At 64.1% G+C, this 19,227-nt stretch carries 16 protein-coding genes; 13 read left to right on the top strand and 3 right to left on the bottom strand.

Annotated elements, in window-relative coordinates; all coding sequences use genetic code 11:
* Nucleotides 1–5: 5 nt before the first annotated feature.
* Nucleotides 6–503, bottom strand: a complete 498-nt coding sequence (lspA, locus tag ACYQ01_RS02655) for a signal peptidase II (RefSeq protein ID WP_459932286.1) — start codon at nt 501–503, stop codon at nt 6–8.
* A gap of 308 nt (nt 504–811) precedes the next feature.
* Here lspA and carB point away from each other — a divergent pair, with 308 nt between their 5' ends.
* The 9 genes from carB to ACYQ01_RS02610 all read left to right on the top strand — a co-directional run bounded on the left by carB (nt 812) and on the right by ACYQ01_RS02610 (nt 11,735).
* Nucleotides 812–4,042 (top strand): carbamoyl-phosphate synthase large subunit, encoded by a 3,231-nt coding sequence (carB, locus tag ACYQ01_RS02650; RefSeq protein WP_459932285.1) that lies wholly within the window; start codon nt 812–814, stop codon nt 4,040–4,042.
* Between the two features lie 152 nt (nt 4,043–4,194).
* Nucleotides 4,195–5,607 carry an amidophosphoribosyltransferase gene (gene purF / locus ACYQ01_RS02645; RefSeq protein ID WP_459932284.1) on the top strand — a complete coding sequence of 471 codons (1,413 nt, stop codon included), beginning with the start codon at nt 4,195–4,197 and terminating at the stop codon, nt 5,605–5,607.
* 87 nt (nt 5,608–5,694) lie between these two features.
* The gene (locus ACYQ01_RS02640; protein WP_459932283.1) at nt 5,695–5,949 is read left to right on the top strand and encodes a hypothetical protein; all 255 of its coding nucleotides are present in this window, start codon (nt 5,695–5,697) and stop codon (nt 5,947–5,949) included.
* 435 nt (nt 5,950–6,384) lie between these two features.
* Nucleotides 6,385–6,756, top strand: a complete 372-nt coding sequence (locus ACYQ01_RS02635) for a hypothetical protein (protein WP_459932282.1) — start codon at nt 6,385–6,387, stop codon at nt 6,754–6,756.
* Nucleotides 6,757–7,209: 453 nt separating this feature from the next.
* Entirely contained in the window at nt 7,210–8,232 is a 1,023-nt protein-coding gene (locus tag ACYQ01_RS02630; RefSeq protein WP_459932281.1) for an ABC transporter substrate-binding protein, read from the top strand.
* Nucleotides 8,229–8,936: a GTP-binding protein gene (locus tag ACYQ01_RS02625; protein ID WP_459932280.1), complete on the top strand. Its 708-nt coding sequence runs from the start codon at nt 8,229–8,231 to the stop codon at nt 8,934–8,936. The genes ACYQ01_RS02630 and ACYQ01_RS02625 overlap by 4 nt, the downstream gene beginning before the upstream one ends.
* Nucleotides 8,920–9,696, top strand: coding sequence for an ATP-binding cassette domain-containing protein (locus ACYQ01_RS02620; protein ID WP_459932279.1), 777 nt, complete (start codon nt 8,920–8,922; stop codon nt 9,694–9,696). The genes ACYQ01_RS02625 and ACYQ01_RS02620 overlap by 17 nt, the downstream gene beginning before the upstream one ends.
* Nucleotides 9,697–9,931: 235 nt before the next feature.
* The gene (locus ACYQ01_RS02615) at nt 9,932–10,735 is read left to right on the top strand and encodes a 4Fe-4S binding protein (protein ID WP_459932278.1); all 804 of its coding nucleotides are present in this window, start codon (nt 9,932–9,934) and stop codon (nt 10,733–10,735) included.
* Nucleotides 10,736–10,934: 199 nt separating this feature from the next.
* Nucleotides 10,935–11,735 (top strand): 4Fe-4S binding protein, encoded by an 801-nt coding sequence (locus ACYQ01_RS02610; RefSeq protein WP_459932277.1) that lies wholly within the window; start codon nt 10,935–10,937, stop codon nt 11,733–11,735.
* A 109-nt stretch (nt 11,736–11,844) separates the two neighbouring features.
* Here the strand turns inward: ACYQ01_RS02610 and ACYQ01_RS02605 are convergent, their stop codons facing one another.
* Nucleotides 11,845–12,426, bottom strand: a complete 582-nt coding sequence (locus tag ACYQ01_RS02605; protein WP_459932276.1) for an LOG family protein — start codon at nt 12,424–12,426, stop codon at nt 11,845–11,847.
* Nucleotides 12,423–12,911: a hypothetical protein gene (locus ACYQ01_RS02600; protein WP_459932275.1), complete on the bottom strand. Its 489-nt coding sequence runs from the start codon at nt 12,909–12,911 to the stop codon at nt 12,423–12,425. The genes ACYQ01_RS02605 and ACYQ01_RS02600 overlap by 4 nt, the downstream gene beginning before the upstream one ends.
* 95 nt (nt 12,912–13,006) lie before the next feature.
* Here ACYQ01_RS02600 and uvrB point away from each other — a divergent pair, with 95 nt between their 5' ends.
* From uvrB to ligA, 4 genes are read left to right on the top strand one after another with little or no spacing between them, the layout of a single operon-like run.
* Complete coding sequence (gene uvrB, locus ACYQ01_RS02595) at nt 13,007–15,043, top strand: excinuclease ABC subunit UvrB (RefSeq protein ID WP_459933876.1); 2,037 nt, start codon at nt 13,007–13,009, stop codon at nt 15,041–15,043.
* Complete coding sequence (locus ACYQ01_RS02590; protein ID WP_459932274.1) at nt 15,040–16,083, top strand: potassium channel family protein; 1,044 nt, start codon at nt 15,040–15,042, stop codon at nt 16,081–16,083. Before uvrB ends, ACYQ01_RS02590 begins: the two co-directional genes overlap by 4 nt.
* The gene (locus ACYQ01_RS02585; protein WP_459932273.1) at nt 16,080–16,874 is read left to right on the top strand and encodes a DUF3431 domain-containing protein; all 795 of its coding nucleotides are present in this window, start codon (nt 16,080–16,082) and stop codon (nt 16,872–16,874) included. The genes ACYQ01_RS02590 and ACYQ01_RS02585 overlap by 4 nt, the downstream gene beginning before the upstream one ends.
* 53 nt (nt 16,875–16,927) lie before the next feature.
* Nucleotides 16,928–19,225, top strand: coding sequence for an NAD-dependent DNA ligase LigA (ligA, locus tag ACYQ01_RS02580; protein ID WP_459932272.1), 2,298 nt, complete (start codon nt 16,928–16,930; stop codon nt 19,223–19,225).
* Nucleotides 19,226–19,227 lie beyond the last annotated feature (2 nt).

Below are 19,227 nucleotides of genomic sequence, written 5' to 3'. Positions count from 1 at the left end.
AAGTTTCAGCGGCCCTTTCTCGAACCGGGCTTGGAGCGAACGTAAAACGACAGGATCAATGCGAAAGATCCCAGGGTAATGCCGATATCGGCCACGTTGAACGCCGGCCAGGAAAACGAGCCGATGGAGAACTCCAGAAAATCGGTGACTTCGCCCAGGCGCACCCGGTCGATCAGGTTGCCCACCGCTCCGCCCAGGATCAGTCCCAGGGCCACGATGAACAACGTGTCGCCAGGGGCGGACTTGGAGAGCAGGTTCACCACCAAAACGATGGCCAACGCCGTGGTGGCGATGAAAAAATACGTCTGCCAGGCGATGTCGGCCCGGTTGAGAAACCCGAAGGCCGCGCCCTTGTTCAGGGTGTGCACAAGATTGAAAAAGTCCGGTATGACCTTGACCTGACCCCACAGCGGGATATGTTCGCGTATCAGGATCTTGGTGGCTTGGTCGAGCACGGCGATCACGGCGGCCAGGCTTCCGGCCAGAACGTATTGGGGCTTCACGCGTTCCTCCGTGAGGATGTCGGCTTTTTTTCGCGCATGGCTGGCCATCCCTTTCGATGATAGCGGGGCTGTTGTCAATGCGTTCACGTCGCTCGCGCGCGCTCGCGCGGCAGCTTTCGGAGCTGGACGGCCGTGGTTTTCGCCCCGCTGGCGCGGCCCGGGGCGAACGCGGCGGTGCGTCGTTGCGCGCCCCCCGGCGCAAACATCTTGCGACCAGGTGACGAATCGTTTAGACCACGCGCGGGCGAAGGCTCTTCGTCCGTCGTGCGCGCAGGCGCATCCAACCATTTAATCCCAATCATTTCACCATGCCCAAACGCACCGATCTCAAGAAAATCATGATCATAGGCTCAGGCCCCATCGTCATCGGCCAGGCCTGCGAATTCGACTACTCCGGTTCCCAGGCCGCCAAGGCCCTCAAGGAAGAAGGCTACGAGGTGGTGCTGGTCAATTCCAATCCGGCCACCATCATGACCGATCCGGAACTGGCCGACCGTACCTACGTGGAGCCCATCGAACCGGACATGGTGGCCAAGATCCTGCGCCGAGAGCTTCCCGACGCCCTGTTGCCCACCCTGGGCGGGCAGACCGGGCTCAACACCGCCGTGGCCCTGGCCGAATCGGGCATCCTGGACGAGCTCGGGGTCGAGCTCATCGGCGCCAACCTTGCGGTCATCAAGAAGGCCGAGAGCCGCCAGGAGTTCCGCGAGGCCATGGTCAAGATCGGGCTCAAGGTGCCGGGCAGCGGCATCTGCCGTTCCATGGACGACGTGCGGGCCTGGGGCCGCAAATTGCCCTTTCCCATCATCGTGCGTCCGGCCTTCACCCTGGGCGGTTCGGGCGGCGGCGTGGCCTATAACATGGAAGACCTGGAAGCCATCGCCTCGCGCGGCTTGGCCCTTTCCATGAAGCACGAAGTGATGCTTGAGGAATCGGTCCTGGGCTGGAAGGAATTCGAACTCGAAGTGATGCGCGACGTGGCGGACAACTGCGTCATCATCTGCTCCATAGAAAATATCGATCCCATGGGCGTGCACACGGGCGATTCCATCACCGTGGCCCCGGCCCAGACGCTCACCGACGACGAATACCAGAAAATGCGCGACGCGGCCCTGGCCATCATGCGCGAGATCGGCGTGGAGACCGGCGGGTCCAACGTGCAGTTCGCCATCAACCCGGAAAACGGGGACATGGTGATCATCGAGATGAACCCCCGGGTGTCGCGCTCCTCGGCCCTGGCCTCCAAGGCCACGGGTTTTCCCATCGCCAAGATCGCGGCCAAGCTGGCCGTAGGCTACACCCTGGACGAGATACCCAACGACATCACCCGCGAGACCATGGCCTCGTTCGAGCCCACCATCGACTATTGCGTGGTGAAGATCCCCCGGTTCACCTTTGAAAAATTTCCCGGCGCCGAAGACTATCTCACCACCTCCATGAAGAGCGTGGGCGAAGCCATGAGCATCGGCCGCACCTTCAAGGAAGCCCTGCAGAAGGGGTTGCGCTCCCTGGAGACGGGCATGCCCGGCCTTTCCAAAGAGTTCGAAAAGTGCGCCTGGGACAAGGACGCCATCCTGGCCAGCCTGCGCAAGCCCAACTCGCGCCGCCTCTACGACGTGCGCAGCGCCTATCTGTGCGGCATGAGCGAAGACGAAATTTACGAGGCCACGCGCATTGACCCCTGGTTCCTGCGCCAGATCAAGGAAATCGTGGACATGGAAGGCGAACTCTACGCCTTCGCCCTGCAGAACGCGCTTCGCGCCGACAATCCGGCCATGTCTCCCATGCTGCGCCAGGCCAAGGTCTACGGATTTTCCGACAGGCAGTTGGCCGCGCTGTGGAAAAAGTCCGAACAGGACATCCGCACCCTGCGCAAGGCCTGCGGGGTGGAGCCCACCTACTATCTGGTGGACACCTGCGCGGCCGAGTTCGAGGCCTACACGCCGTATTACTATTCCACCTATGAGCCCGGCCGCGAGGTCGACGTGTCGGACCGCAAGAAGGTGGTGATCCTGGGCGGCGGTCCCAACCGCATCGGCCAGGGCATCGAGTTCGACTACTGCTGCGTGCACGCCTCCTACGCGTTGCGCGAGTTGGGGGTGGAGTCCATCATGGTCAACTCCAACCCCGAAACCGTGTCCACGGACTACGACACCTCCGACCGCCTCTATTTCGAGCCCCTGACCTTCGAGGACGTGATGAACATCCTCGAACACGAGAATCCCATGGGCGTGGTGGTGCAGTTCGGCGGACAGACCCCGCTCAACCTGGCCGTGCCGCTCATGCGGGCCGGTGTGCCCATTCTGGGCACCTCGCCCGACGCCATCGACCGCGCCGAAGACCGCGAACGCTTCCAGGCCCTGCTCAACAAGCTGGACCTGCGCCAGCCGCCAAACGGCACGGCCTTCTCCGTCGAGGAGGCCAAGGCCGCGGCCGCGCGCATCACCTACCCCGTGGTGGTTCGGCCCTCGTACGTGCTGGGCGGACGGGCCATGGAAGTGGTCTACGACGAGGAGGGCCTGGCCGACTACTTCAAGCGTTCGGTGGTGGTCACTCCCCAGCATCCCATCCTCATCGACAAATTCCTGGAAAACGCCACCGAAGTGGATGTGGACGCCCTGTGCGACGGAACCGACACCTACGTGGCCGGCATCATGGAGCACATCGAAGAAGCGGGCATCCACTCCGGCGATTCGGCCTGCGTGCTGCCCCCCCACACGCTGGACCCGGCCGTCATCGCCGACATCGAACGCCAGACCAAGGCCCTGGCCGAGGAACTCGGGGTCATCGGCCTGATGAACATTCAGTTCGCGGTCAAGGACGGCGTGGTCTTCATTCTCGAAGTCAACCCCCGGGCCTCGCGCACCGCGCCCTTCGTGAGCAAGGCCACGGGTGTGCCCCTGGCCAAGCTGGCCACCAAGATCATGATGGGGGCCAAGCTCAAGGACCTGGACCCCTGGTCCAAGCGCAAGTCCGGATACCTGGCCGTCAAGGAGTCGGTGTTCCCCTTCAACCGCTTCCCCGGCGTTGACGTGCTGCTCGGACCGGAAATGCGCTCCACCGGCGAGGTCATGGGCGTGGACACCAGCTTCGGCCTGGCCTTCATGAAGAGCCAAGTGGCCGCGGGCCAAAAGCTGCCCACCTCGGGCACGGTGTTCATCTCGGTCAACGACGCGGACAAGAAGGCCATTCTGCCCGTGGCCCGCATGTTCAAGGACCTGGGATTTTCCATCATGGCCACCGGCGGCACCGCCTCCTTCCTGAGCGAGCACGGCGTGGAGACGCGCAAGGTGCTCAAGGTCTACGAGGGACGGCCCAACGCCGTGGACCACGTGAAGAACGGAGACATTCACCTCATGGTCAACACCATCTCCGGCAAGAAGACCGTGCGGGATTCGTCCCAACTGCGCCAGACCACGCTTCTCTACGGCGTGCCCTACACCACCACGGTGGCCGGGGCCCGGGCCATGGTCCAGGCCATCGGCGAGCTGGTCGGGCAGGGGCTTGGCGTCAAGAGTCTGCAAGAGTATTATGCCTAGCCGTGGGCGCACACGGTGAATTTGCGAGCGGGTCCGTCCGGTTGAAAATGACCGAACGGACCCGCTCACGGTTTTTCCCCTACGACAAGACGCTTTCGGTTTGAGCCAACAGGCGTCGGACACCAATTCGGCGAAGCCTAGCGAGTGGAGTCATGAAAAAAGAATATTGTGGTCTTTTCGGCATTTATGGCCACCCCGAGGCGGCCCGCATGGCCTATTTCGGCCTCTACGCCCTGCAGCACAGGGGGCAGGAAAGCGCGGGGATCGTCACCTGGGACGGCGAAAAGACCCGCGAACAGCGGGGCATGGGCCTGGTGGCCGACGTGTTCAGCGAACGCCACCTGGGCAAGGAGCTCAAGGGACGCATCGCCGTGGGGCATGTGCGCTACTCCACCACCGGGGCCTCGTTGCTGCGCAACGCCCAGCCCTTCATGGTGCGTTTCGCCAATTACCGCTTGGCCATCGCCCACAACGGCAACCTGGTCAACACCCTGGAGCTTCGGGCCGAACTGGAGGCCAGCGGCTCCATCTTCCAGACCACCATGGACTCCGAGGTGTTTGTCCACCTCATTGCCAAGGCCTTGAACGGCGGCACCATCGAAGAGGCCATCATCACCGCCTGCAACAAGGTCAAGGGTTCGTATTCGCTTATCATTCTGGCCAATGACAAGCTCATCGCCGTGCGCGACCCCCACGGGGTCAGGCCCCTTTCCATCGGACGGCTGGACGACAACTATCTCTTCGCCTCCGAGACCTGCGCCTTCGACCTGCTGGAGGCCGAATATCTGCGCAACGTCGAACCGGGCGAAATGGTGGTCATCCAGGACAAGTACCTGACCAGCTACCGCCTGTGCCCGCCGGCCCAGGTGCGGCGCTGCATCTTCGAACTGGTGTACTTCGCCCGTCCCGACTCGGTGGTGTTCGGCGAGACCGTGTACCGGGCCAGAAAGACCATGGGCAAGGTGCTGGCCCAGGAAGCCCCGGTGGAGGCCGACTACGTCATGCCCTTTCCCGATTCCGGCATCTATTCGGCCGTGGGGTACGCCCAGGAGTCCGAACTGCCCTTCGAGATGGCCATGATCCGCAACCACTACGTGGGGCGCACCTTCATTCAGCCCTCGCAGGACATGCGCGATTTTTCCGTGCGCGTGAAGCTCAACCCCGTGCGCGACATGATCAAGAACAAGCGCATCCTCATCGTGGAAGACTCCATCGTGCGCGGCACCACCATCCGCACCCGGGTGAAGAAGCTGCGCGAGCTGGGAGCGCGCGAGATCCACATGCGGGTGAGTTGTCCGCCCATTCGCTTCCCCTGTTTCTACGGCATCGACTTCTCGTCCAAGGGCGAGCTGATCGCGGCCAACAACTCGGTGGAGAACATCGCCCGGTATATCGGCCTCGACAGCCTGCACTACCTCTCGGTCGAGGGCCTGCTCCAGGCCGTGGAAGCGGACATGGCGGACCCCAAGTACTGTCTGGCCTGTTTCAACGGCGATTACGTGATTCCGCCCTGCTCGGAAGGCGGCAAGCTCTGCCTGGACGACAACCGCGCCCTCAGCTGGTAGGGGCGGGTGCTTCGGGGCGTCAGGGACAAGGCCGTCTCCCGGGCGGCCTCCGTCGCCTTGCGGCTCAAATTCAGGCGCTGGTGCGACATGCTCAAGATCGATATCGACTCCGCGGCCAAGGTGCTGGTGCTCGAAGGCCAACCCAAGGGCGAGACCCAGCCCTTGCGCATCGAGCTGACCGGCTACAAGCTGGAAACCGTGGGCCAAAAGGCCGTGCTCACCTGGGAGCGCCTCACCGTGAGCCGGGAATGGCTCACCGAACTGGCCAAGGTGGCCTTGCCCGGCAACCGGCTGGAACTGCCTGCCGGGACGCCGGTGGAGCTCCTGCGCGCTTTTGTCTGAGGTCGCGCCCTGCGGGCGCGGCCGTCCCGATGGCGTTGCCGGTCCTTGTCTCCGGGGCCTGACGGTCGCGGGGGACGCGTTGGCGTGCGGTCGGGAAACGTTTCGCTTCATCTCCAGCAAAAGCCCCTCGTGACGGGCCAGTCCTGTGCGCGGCGTCCCGACATGCGCCAACCCGTGGTCCAAAACGCGATGCGCTTCCGGCCACGGCTGGAAGCCCGGCTCTTGGTCCCGCTGCGGAAACGTGTATATTGCCCGCAAGCGTCCCCGCAAAGGAGGCCGTGACCGGGTTTGCTCGCCGACGCACGCGGCTGCCCTTCGGCGCGGTGGGGCGCTGTACGTATTTCCGTCGAGCGTGGCGCGCGCGGCCGCTTCCCTGGAGCGCGCGGCGTCGTCCGGCTCGGCCTCAAGCGAACGCCTCACCCCCTGGAGACGCCCGTGAAACTCGCCTGGACCACCTACACAGGAGATCCCGCAACTTTGCCGCCCACCTATGAGCGCGTGCTCGTTCTGGTGGGCGATTACAAGGACCTTGCCGTGCTCTATCGCCCCATGGAGTCGGGTAGCCCGCCGTTTTGGCATTCCGGCCAGGGCTATACCCGCGACCTGGAAGTGGGACAACGCTGGCTGCGCTGGCCCGCGCCCGAAATCATGGAAGCCGTGGGAGACGCGGTGAAAGGCCTCAGGGAAGTGCGCGTGCTGACGGAAAACGCCGCGGAGCCCGGACGGGCTCTGACGGAAGTCCGCCGCATCGCCGCCGAACGGCTGGACGCCCTGGATGCCGTCGGCACGGCCGGTGGGCGGAACTGAGCCTTACGATCCTTTCCGATTGACGCTGGCGCGTGACGACCCCGGTTGGGTCCTTTGTGTTCGAACAGGGCATACGTCCGTTCGACGGGGCTTTTGTTTTGTCCGGCCATTGGAGGAAGCGCGGCGCGTTTCGGGACGACCGCTTCTGTATCGACCCCTCTCTGGCACGGTCCTTGCCGGTAACGGGCGGGCGGGAGAGCGTTTTTTCCCGCCCCGAACCCGTAAACGCGAGGTTTCCGCCATGACCCGCAGACAATTGTTCCGCAACACGCCGCGACGCCGGGCGTCGCGCATTTCCGAGGCCGATCGGGCGCGGTCGCGACAGAGGAAGCGGCCGTGTGGTTCGAGACAGAAATGTCATTCAATTTTGTGCGTCACCTTCGAATTCCCCTACAATTCCGTAATCGGCAGAACGGGCTTTCGCCTTCTCGCGCCGGTTGAGGGAGGCCTTTCGTGAAGCGTCTCGACGAGTTGATCTTTTCCTTGAGCGCCGATCAGGAGGCGTCCAAGGCCCTTCCCGAGCATACGGACCTGTTGCTCTACGCTCCGTGTCCGGTGAAGCTTTTGGTCAAGGAACGCATCGAGGACATCCAGCGTCAGGAGAGCCTGGCCGGACGGGATCTCACGATCCAGATTCCCATGGGCTGCACCTCCGTGGACCCGTACGATCCGGTGTGCCGAATGACCGATGCGGACAAACTGCCCGACATCATCGCCTCCATTGGATTCGGCGACTTCTGGAAGCGCGATTTCGCGGCCCGGTTTCTCGATAAGGGGATCATGGGCGCGGTCTTGCCCGAGAAAATAAGCCCCCTCTACAGCGAGGCCGGACTGATCGACCCCAAGGGGCGCTACACGGTCTACGGCTCCACGCCCTACATCTTTCTGGTGGACGAAAGGCGCTTGGGCAAGCGTCCGGCGCCACGGGTCTGGGCCGACCTGCTCGATCCCATGTATGCGGGCGAGATCATCATGTGCGGCGACGGCGACGACATGGCCGACGCCGTGGTGCTCAACATGTACAAGGACTTCGGCATGGAGGGCTTGAAGAGCCTGGCCGGCGCGGCCAAGGGGCTCATGCACTCCTCCACCATGGTGACCGTGGCCGGCACGGGCGACAAACGGGCCGGCGCGGTGTTCATCATCCCCTGTTTTTTCGCCCTGAGCGTCAAGCTGCCGAGCCATTTGCGCGTGGTCTGGCCCGAGGACGGCGCATCGGCCAGCCCCTTGTACTTTATCGCCAAGAAAAGCGAACAGGAACGGCTGCGCCCTCTCATCGACTTTTTTGTGCACGACTTTTCCCGGCTGGGCAGTTCGAGCTGGTTCGCCCCCCTGGACGGGTCGGTGCCCTCGGCCCTTCCCAAAGAGGCGCGGCTCAAATGGGTCGGGTGGGACTTCATCGAACAACACGACGTCAACACCTTGCGCGACCAGTTGAACGCCACCTTCCGCCTGTTGGTCCAGGAGCGGCGATGAAGCTCGTCACCGTGGCCGGACCGCCCTCGTGCGGCAAGACGTCCGTGGTGTCTAGGACCTGCGCCCACCTGGCCGCCGAAGGACTGAACTGCGCGGTGGTGAAGTTCGACTGCCTGCAGACCCGCGACGACGACCTGTACCGGGCGGCCGGACTGCCCGTGACTGTGGCCCTGTCCGGCGGACTGTGCCCGGACCACTTTCTGGCCACCAACCTGGAGGAGGCCCACGCCTGGGCCAAGGACACCGGGGCCGACCTGTGCGTCATCGAGACGGCGGGGCTGTGCAACCGGTGCTCGCCGCACATTCGCGGGGTGCTGGGGCTTTGCGTCATCGACAACCTCATGGGCGTGGACGCGCCGGAAAAGATCGGTCCCATGTTGCGTCTGGCCGACGTGGTGGCCGTGACCAAGGGCGACCTGGTGAGCCAGGCTGAGCGAGAAGTGTACCGCTACCGCATCCGCCAGATGAACGGGAGGGCCGTTATCCGCCATGTGAACGGGCTGACGGGCCAGGGCTTGGCGGGGCTTGCCGCCATTGTGGCCCGGGCCCCGGGAGTGGACAGCGTGGAAGAGATGAAGCTGCGCTTTTCCATGCCCGCCGCTGTGTGTTCGTATTGCCTTTCCGAAACACGTCTTGGCCAACGCTACCAGAAGGGAAACGTGAAAAAGGCCAGATTTGGGGAGAAACGTGCTGGAGTCGCTTGATTTGACCGCGCTGGAAAGTTTGACCGTGACGGCCGGGCGGGACAAGTCCGGCCGGCCGGAAGCGGCCGACACGGTGTTGCGTCCCGGAGAGATCACGGCCTTGCTCGGGGCCACCGGGTCGGGCAAGAGCCGCTTTCTGGCGGACATCGAATCCCTGGCCTGGGGAGACACGCCCACGGGTCGTTCCGTCCTGCTCAACGGCCTGGCCCCGGACGCGGACTTGCGCTTCGACCTGCAAGGGCGTCTGGTGGCCCAACTCACCCAGAACATGAACTTCGTACTGGATATGAACGTGCGCGATTTCGTGGTCACCCACGCCATGAGCCGGGAGGTTTCCGACCCGGAAGGCACGGCCGACCGGGTGCTGGACGCGGCGAACGCCCTGGCGGGCGAGCCTTTCGGACCCGCGACCCAGTTGACCCAGCTTTCCGGCGGACAGTCGCGCGCGCTCATGATCGCGGATACGGCGCTTTTGAGCTACGCCCCGGTGCTTTTGATAGACGAAATCGAAAATGCCGGAGTGGACAAGCGCAAGGCTGTTGACTTGCTTCTGAGCAGCGATAAGATTGTGGTTATCGCCACACACGATCCGGTGCTGGCCCTGGGGGCCGACCGGAGACTGGTTTTCGAACACGGGGCCGTGCGTAAAGTGCAACAGCGCACGCCCAAGGAAGAACGCCTGCTGGCCAGACTGGAAAGCCTGGAGCGGGAATTTTCCGACGTACGCCAAAAGCTGCGTCTGGGGCGGGAGTTGGAATAAAGGCAAAGACCAAACGGTCCCGGCGAAAACGCCAGGGACGTTCCGGCCGGCCGACTTCGCTTCGCGCCGGCCTTTTTTCTTCCTTGGCTACGCGCACACGTTTCGCCCACGCGAACCGCTCCGTCCACGGCTCGATGTTTCCGGGGCGAAGCGGTCGCGCTTTGGCGCTCGGCCCGGCTTTGCTCCGACCCGCCTCGACGGCTGGACATCTCAAGCACAAGGAGGACAAGACGACATGGACATCACATCGGCTCGTTTGATCTATTTTTCCCCCACGAAAACCACGCAAAAGGTTCTGGACGGTATCGCGCGGGGGCTTGGCTTTTCCTCCGTCGAGCATGTCGACCTGACCGACCCGGAAGCCGCCCGCAAGGAATACGCGCCGATACGGGGTGAACTGGCCGTTCTGGCCACGCCTGTCTACGGCGGAAGGGTTCCGGGAATCGCCGCCGCCCGGCTGCAACGCCTCCAGGGCGAAAACGCTCCGGCGGTCGTGGTGGTCGTGTACGGCAACCGGGCCTATGAAGACGCCCTGCTGGAGCTTCGCGACCTGGCCCGGGCTTCGGGATTCAAGCCCGTGGCCGCCGCGGCCTTTATCGCCCAGCATTCGTATTCCAGCGATGCCACCCCCGTGGCGGTGGGTCGGCCGGACGCCGGGGACATGAGCCTGGCCGAGGCGTTCGGGAAGAATGTCGCCGCCAAGCTGCAAGGCCTTCAGGACCTGGACGCCGCGGAGACCATCGCCGTGCCCGGGAACTTTCCGTACAAGGAGCGCAAGGTCATGCCGGTCGTGGCTCCGGTCACCTACGAGGAAACGTGCACCAAGTGCGGGGAGTGCGTGCCCGTCTGTCCCACCGAGGCCGTCACCTGCGACGACGACGGCGTGAAAACCGACGCCACCCTGTGCATACGGTGCATGGCCTGCGTGCGGGCCTGTCCCACGGGCGCCAGGGTCATGGAGGCCCCCCACATCCTGCAGGCGGCCCAGTGGCTCACCACCAACTGCCGGGAGCCCAAAGCGCCTGAAACCTACCTGTAGCGCGGCGCTGGCGAAACGGGCGGGGACTGTTTCGTGGATAACGCGTTGAATTCTCCGTCGTGTTTTTGAAAAACCGCCACCGGTTTTTCAAAGACGCGACACGAGTGGGCTCGAAAGGCGGGGCGGCCATGCTGTCCCGCCGGCCCACGGCGGCCTCCGCTTCGGCGAACGGTGTTTCTTGCGAGAAGGAGGATGAGACATGGATATCGATGCGGTTCAGTTGATCTACTTTTCCCCTACGCACACCACAAAACAGGTCCTGGAGGCTGTCGCGCGAGGACTCGGATTTTCGTCCGTCGGCCATGTGGACCTGACCGGACCGGAAAGCGCCCGGCGCGACTACGAACCCGTTCGCGGGGAACTGGCCGTCCTGGCCGCCCCGGTCTACGGGGGGCGGCTTCCCGTGGACGCCGCGGCCCGACTTCGCCGCGTTCGGGGTGAGAACGCCTTGGCCGTTGTGGTCGTGGTCTACGGCAACAGGGCCTACGAAGACGCCCTACTGGAGCTTCGCGACCTGGCCCTGGAGACGGGGTTTACGCCCGTGGCCGCCGGGGCCTTCATCGGCGAGCATTCCTATTCACGGGACGCCCTGCCCGTGGCCGTGGGGCGTCCCGACAGCGAGGATCTCAACCGGGCCGAAGCCTTCGGCAAGGCGATTGGCGACAAGCTGAAGAGCATGGGCTCTCTGGACGCCGTGGAGCCCATCGGTGTGCCCGGGCAGTTTCCCTACCATGCATTGAACATTCTGCAGAACATAGCGCCCTCCACCGACCAGGAAACCTGCACCCTGTGCGAGGAGTGCGCTTCGGTCTGTCCCACGGCGGCCATCACTTTCGACGGCGTCGTGACGACCGACCCCGGCGCGTGCATTCGCTGTTGCGCCTGCGTGCGGGCCTGTCCCGTGGGGGCCAGGACCCTGGACGACCCGCGCGTCATGAAACTGGTGCACTGGCTCAACGCCAACTGTCAGGAGCGCAAAGCGCCCGAAACCTACCTGTAGCGCGGCGACGAACGCGAGAGCCCGCCGGAGGATGACTTCCGGCGGGCTCTCGATACATGGGTTTTCGTCCTCGCAAACCCAGGCCTTGCGGCCGGGGGAGGACGGGGGATCAGGCTTTTTCCAGCCCCATCCATTTGCCGGTCATCACCGGTTTGAAGTCGTGCATGCGGGCGAGCAGGGTGGCCGCGTCGGTGTCGAAGAGCAGGTTGTCCCGGTGTTGCGGCTTGAGAAAGCCCTGATCCACCATGTGCGACACGAATCCAGCCAATTGATCGTAGTATCCCGCGATGTTGAGAAACCCCACCGGTTTGGGGTGCAGTCCCAGTTGGCCCCAGGTGGCCACCTCGAAGATTTCCTCCAGAGTGCCCATCCCGCCGGGCATGGCGATGAAGCCGTCGGAAAGCGCGGCCATCTTCGCCTTGCGCTGGTGCATGGAGTCCACCTCGTGCAGGCTGGCGAGTCCGGGCATGGCCAGTTCCTTGTCCTTGAGAAAGCGGGGCAGGACGCCCTCCACCCGGCCGCCGGCGGCCAGGACCGCGCCGGCCAGAACGCCCATGAGGCCGTTCTTGGCCCCGCCGTAGATCAGGGTCAGGCCCCGCTCGGCCAGGAGCCGTCCCAGGGACTGGGCCGTCTGGGCGTACACGGGAGAGGTCCCCAGGTTGGAGCCCAAGAAAACGCAGACGCTGTTCACCGCAGATCAGCCTCCACCAAGGGGGCGTGCTGGCTGAGGTCGAAAAAGCCCCGCGCCGGGAACCCCAAGGGATAGTTGGGAATCTTGTCGAAGTTGATGAACCCCATATCCTTGCCTTCGGTCAGGTCGGAAAGGGCGGCGATGCCCATGGGCACGGGCAGGTCGATGGGACAGGAGCGAATGGCCGACAATTTGCCCGCGTAACGCTCCTTGAGATAGTTCACCAACTGGTCTCGTTCGTCGACGGTGAAGGACTCCATCACCAGTTTGCGCCCGGAATAGAGGTTGTCGTCGAAGTCGGGATGGATGGGGTCGCCGATGAGGTAATCCCAGTCGTAAATATCCTCTTCTTCCTGGGTCCATTCGGGGCGGAAGAGATGGACTTCAACGTCCCGGCGTCCCTTGAACGACTTGATGACGATGGAAATGGACCAGACTCTGTCGATGACCAGGGAGCCGTCGTCCGGTACGATTTCGATATCCATAAGTGGCCTCCGCACGTATTGTTTTATGGCCTGCAAGACCGTACATTGACCGCGCTCCAGCAGCGGTGGGAGAACGCGTGACTACATCCGACGAAATGCATTCCTTTTCCGGCGGCCCCTTCAAGCTGGTCAGCCCGTACGTGCCTCAAGGAGACCAGCCCGCGGCCATAGCCGAACTGGTGGCCAACCTGGATGCCGGAGTCGGCAGCCAGGTGTTGCTCGGCGCCACCGGCACGGGCAAGACCTACGCCATGGCCCAGGTCATCGCCCGCACGGGGCGTCCGGCCCTGGTGATGGCCCCCAACAAGACTCTGGCGGCCCAACTCTACAACGAGTTCCGGGGACTTTTCCCGCAAAACGCCGTCGAATATTTCGTGAGCTATTACGACTACTACCAGCCGGAAGCCTACCTGCCCCGCACCGATACATACATCGAGAAGGACTCCTCCATCAACGAGGATATCGATAAGCTTCGCCATGCGGCCACCCACTCCCTGCTCACCAGGCGCGATGTGGTGATCGTGGCTTCGGTCTCGTGCATTTACGGCCTGGGTTCGCCGGAATATTACGCCAAAATGGTGTTGTCCCTCACGGTGGGGCAACGCATAAGCCTTGAACAAGTAATCGAGAAGCTCGTGGAAATCCAGTACGAAAGAAACGACTACGATTTCCATCGAGGCGTTTTTCGCGTGCGCGGAGACATTCTGGAGGTCATTCCCGCCTACAGTCGGGAGCGCGCCCTGCGCCTGGAGTTTTTCGGCGACGAGCTCGACGCCATGACCGAGACCGATCCCCTGACCGGCGAGGTGCTGGGTCGGGTGGAAAAGACCCTGGTCTTCCCCAACAGCCACTACGTCTCGGACCGCGACAATCTGGTTCGGGCCATGAACGACATCCGGGACGAGCTGCGCGAGCGCCTTGTTTTCTACAAGGAAAACAATCGCCTGGTCGAAGCCCAACGCCTGGAGCAACGCACCCTCTACGACCTGGAAACCATAGAGGAGCTGGGCTACTGCAACGGCATAGAAAACTATTCCCGCCATCTGGACGGGCGCAGGGCCGGCGAGCCCCCCGCCACGTTGCTCGACTATTTTCCCAAGGATTTCATTCTGTTCGTGGACGAGTCCCACATTACCGTGCCCCAGGTGGCCGGCATGTTCAACGGCGACTTTTCGCGCAAGTCCACGCTGGTGGACTTCGGCTTTCGACTGCCTTCGGCCCTGGACAACCGGCCGCTCAATTTCGACGAGTTCCAGGCCCGCATCGGACAGGCCGTCTACGTTTCGGCCACGCCCGGACCCTGGGAGCTCGACCGGGCCCAAGGCCTGGTGGTGGAGCAGATCATCCGTCCCACAGGCCTGGTGGACCCCGAAGTGGAGGTGCGCCCCACCAAGGGACAGATGGACGACCTGATGGCCGAATGCAAAAAACGCGTCGCGGTCGGCGGCAGGGTGCTGGTCACCACGCTCACCAAGCGCATGGCCGAGGAGCTGACCGCCTACCTCAACGAACACGGGGTGGTGTCGCGCTATCTGCATTCGGACATCGACACCCTGGAGCGGGTGGCCATCATCCAGGCGCTGCGGGCCGGGGAGTTCTCCGTGCTCGTGGGCATCAACCTGCTGCGCGAGGGGCTCGACATTCCCGAGGTGTCCCTGGTGGCCATTCTCGATGCCGATCGGGAGGGCTTCTTGCGCTCCACGCGCTCGCTCATCCAGACCTTCGGCCGGGCGGCCCGCAACGTGGAAGGCCGAGTGGTGCTCTACGCCGACCAGGTGACCCGGTCCATGAAGGAAGCCATGGGCGAGACCGCGCGTCGCCGGGCCAAGCAGCAGGCCCACAACCTGGAGCACGGCATAACCCCGGTCAGCGTCGTCAAGGAGATGGACAACATCCTCGACGCCATCTACACCCAGGCCAAGTCGGAAAAGTCCCCCAAGAGACGGGAGGCCAGCTTCGTGGAGCGGATCATGGACCAGGTCATGAGCGACGAAGACGCGGACAAGGCCGTCAAGCGTCTGGAGCGCGAGATGCGCGCCGCCGCCAAGGACCTGGCGTTCGAACGGGCGGCCGAATTGCGCGACGCCATCGCCGCGCTCAAGACCAGGCGCGACGCCGGAGGTGAGGCGTGAGGATCGCATGGGTGCACGGGCGCACGGCCCGGCTCAAGCGGCGCTTCGGCGTGCTGTGGCCGGTGGTGGCCGGCGTGGGGGCCATGAGCCTGGTGTTTTGCATCGGCGTCATCGGCCTCATGTGGCTGGAGGGCTGGGACTTCATCGACAGCGTGTACATGGTGGTGACCACGCTCTCCACCGTGGGATACGGCGAAGTGCACAAGCTCGACACGTCGGGCCGCATACTCATGATGTTCGTCATCATGACCGGCGTGGGCAGCTTCTTTTATTTGGCCGGCGTTTTCGTGCAACTGCTCGTGGACGGGCATATCCAAAACATCTTCGGGAGGCGGTGGATGCAACGCACCATCGGCAAAATGTCCGGGCACATCATCATCTGCGGTTACGGGCGCATCGGGTCCATCGCGGCCGGCGAGATCATGGCCGAAGAGGTGGAAGTGGTGGTGGTGGAAAAAGATCCGGTCATCGTGGAGGAACTGGTGCGCGAACGCGTGCTGCACGTGGCCGGCGACGCCACCCGCGACGAAGTGCTGGAGGCGGCGGGCATCTCCCGGGCCAAGTCGCTCATCGCGGCCCTGACCGACGAATCGGCCAACGTCTACGTCACGCTTTCGGCCAGACAGCTCAATCCCGAGATACGCATCGTGGCCCGGTGCAACTCCCTGGACCACACGCAAAAGCTCAAGCGGGCCGGGGCGGACCAGGTGCTCTATCCCCATCTCTACGGCGGATTGCGCATGGCCCAGTCCGTACTCAGGCCCACGGTGGTCAACTTCATGGACTTGGCCACCCGGGGCGATTGCCAAGACCTCCAGATGGAAGAGCTCGTGGTGGCCCCGGACAGCCAGTACGCGGGCAAGAACCTGATCGAGTCCAAGTTGCGGCAGCGTTTCAACGTCATCGTCATCGCGGTGAAAAAGCCGGATGGCAGCATGTTGTTCAATCCCCAGCCGCAGGAAGTGCTCGCGTCCGGGGATACCCTGGTGCTGGTGGGAGGCCGCAACAGCCTGGCCAGGCTGGAAGAGGAACTCACGTGAACGCCGAGGCCGTAAGTTCGGTCTCCCCGGTCGCCGGGGGAGAAAACACGCCCGGATTCGCCCGCGCGGCCGGCGGCGAGCGTGCGGCCGAGGCAGAGTCCGGTGTGGCGGCCGGCGGCGATCCCGACCCCTTTCCCGAGGCCGGGCCCGAAATCGAAGTGGTCGTGGCCCGCTACCGGGAGGACACGGCCTGGACCAAAGCCCTGGGCCTGCCCTGCCTGGTCTACGACAAGTCCGGCCAGCCGGGCCCGCTGGCCTTGCCCAATGTCGGCCGCGAGACCCAAACGTACCTGACCCACATTGTGCGGCGCTACGAAACGCTTGCCCAATACACGGTTTTCGTGCAAGCCGACCCCTTCGACCACATGGGACCGGGCGCGGATGTCGTCAGCTTGCGCGAACGCATTGTGCAAAACGCGCGTCTTGGCGTGAAGTTCACGGGATTTGCCTGGTACAAGCTCAAGTGTGACCGCCTGGGGCGGCCCCACGCCCTGGCCGACCCGCAAAAAGCGGGCGCATGGCCGGGATATGCTCGGGACATTCCGGTTGGCGAGGTCTATGCGACCCTTTTTCGCGGTCCCGTGCCGGAAACCTTTCTCACCCAGGCCCCGGCCGGGCTCTTGTTTGTGGCCAGGCAACGCGTCCTGACCAGACCGAAAGCCTTTTACCGCAAGGCCCTGGAACTGGTGGAGGCCGACCCGGACGACGCCGGCAACACGGGCCACGCCTTCGAGCGGCTCTGGCCGGTGATTTTCGGTGGAAATCAGGCTCTCAACAGGGATCATTACTGAGCCGTAGGAACTGGATCGCAACCTGGAGCCGGCCATCCGGCACGTGAACCGCCATGAACGACCCCGCCCAGCGCGTGCGCGACCTGCGCGCCGAGATCGAGCATCACAACCACCGCTATTACGTGCTGGACGATCCCGAGATCACGGACCAGCAGTACGACGCCCTGTTTCGCGAGCTGCAAGCCCTGGAGGCGGCCCATCCCGAATTGGCCGATCCCAACTCGCCTACCCAGAGGGTGGGGGGAGCCGTGGCCCAGGCCTTTGCGGCCCATCCCCACCGCCAGCGCATGTACAGCCTGGACAACGCCCTGACCATGGGCGAGTGGCGCGACTTCACGGACCGTTTGTCCCGCGTGTTGCCGGGGCGCGAACTGACGTTCTACGTGGACCCCAAGTTCGACGGCCTGGCCCTGGAAGTCATCTACGAGAACGGCCGCTTCGCCCGCGCCCTGACCCGTGGCGACGGCGAACGCGGCGAAGATGTCACGGCCAATTTGCGCACCGTGCGCAACCTGCCCCTGGACCTGCGCGTCCGGGCGCGGGCGGCCGGACTGCCCGTGCCGCGCCTGCTGGAGGTGCGCGGCGAGGTGGTCATCACCAAGGCGGCCTTTCACGCCCTGAACGCCGCCCAGGAGGAGGCCGGGGACAAGGTGTTCGCCAATCCCCGCAACGCGGCGGCCGGCAGCGTGCGCCAGCTCGATTCGTCCATCACCGCGCGCAGGCCGCTCAAGTTTTTCGCCTACGGGTTGGGCGAGATGGATTGGTCGAACCTTGCGGCAGGGTCCGCGCGGGCGGAGGCGTCCCCCGGCGAAGCTCCCGGCCGGGAAGGAGAGCGGGGCGGCCCATCGGAAAGTCGGAGCGTTCAGTTGGACGGGGGGGGCGACCAAACGCCAAAGCGCGCCTCCTTGGACGCCGCTGGCGACCAGGGTCGGTCCGTGCGCTCGCGCGAAGTGAAGCTTTCGCTTCTGGATGAAGGTGTGTCCGATCTGCCCGACCAAGACGCCCCTCCATCCGATTCGTCCAGCCCGTGGGGCACCCAGGCCGAGGCCATGCTGGGGCTTCGCAAACTTGGCTTCCAGGTGGAGGTTTTGCGCGACGAAGCCCAATCGCCTGATCAGGTGGAAGCCCTGTACGCCGATCTTCAGTCCCGGCGCGACCACCTGCCCTACGAAGTGGACGGCATGGTGGCCAAGCTCGACCGGCTGGATTGGCAACGCCAGGCCGGATTCACGGCCAGAGCGCCGCGTTTCGCCATCGCGCTCAAGTTTCCCGCCCATCAGGCCAGGACGCGTCTGACGGCCATCGAGGTGCAGGTGGGGCGCACCGGAGTGCTCACGCCCGTGGCCAAGCTCGAACCCGTGAATTTGGCCGGGGTCAAGGTGTCTCGCGCCACCCTGCACAACGAGGACGAGATCCGGGCCAAGGACTTGCGCGAGGGCGACACCGTGGTGGTGCAGCGCGCGGGCGACGTGATTCCCGAGGTGGTGGAGCCGGTGCTGGCCGAGCGTCCAGACGGCTTGAAGCCCTATGATTTCCCCAAGGTCTGCCCCTCCTGCGGCCAGACGGCCGTGCGTCTGCCCGGCGAGGCGGCCTGGCGTTGTCCCAATCGGTCCTGTCCGGCCGTGGTGGTGCAATCCATCATTTTTTTCGTGTCCAAGCATGGACTCGATATCGAGGGCGTGGGCAAGAAGTGGATCGACATCCTGGTGGGCAAGGGGCTGGTGAAAACTCCAGCCGACCTGTTCGACCTCACCATGGAAGACCTCACCCCGCTGGAGCGTATGGGCGACAAACTGGCGTCCAATTTTGTGGAGTCCATCGCCAAGGCCAGGCAAACCGCCACCCTGCAACGGCTCATCGCGGCCCTGGGCATCCGCCAGGTGGGAGCGCAGACCGCCAGGACCCTGGCCGCGCGGTTTTCCTACCTGGACGAGTTGTGCGCCGCCTCCGAAGAGAGCCTGACCGAGCTCAAGGACATCGGCCCGGAGGTTGCGGCCAGCATTCGGGCGTTTTGCGACGATGCGGAAAACAAAAAGCTCATGCAACGCTTTAAGGAACTCGGGTTATGGCCCACGGCCGCGCCCCGGGAAACCTCCGGTCAAGAAGGGCCCAAGCCCTTGGCCGGCAAGCGTTTTCTTTTTACCGGAACCCTGCCGGGAATGTCCCGGTCCAAGGCCGAGGCCCTGGTGCGCGACCTGGGCGGCGATGTGGCCGGCTCGGTTTCGAAAAAACTCGACTTCCTGGTGGCCGGGGCCGATCCCGGATCGAAGCTGGATAAAGCCCGGTCCCTTGGAGTACAGGTTCTGTCGCCGGACGACTTCACGCGTCTGGCGCAAGGCGAAACCTTCTAAAG

This window comes from Fundidesulfovibrio butyratiphilus (assembly GCF_054657235.1).
The sequence above is the reverse complement of the archived record's forward strand: the minus strand, read 5'-3'. Positions and strand labels throughout refer to the sequence as shown.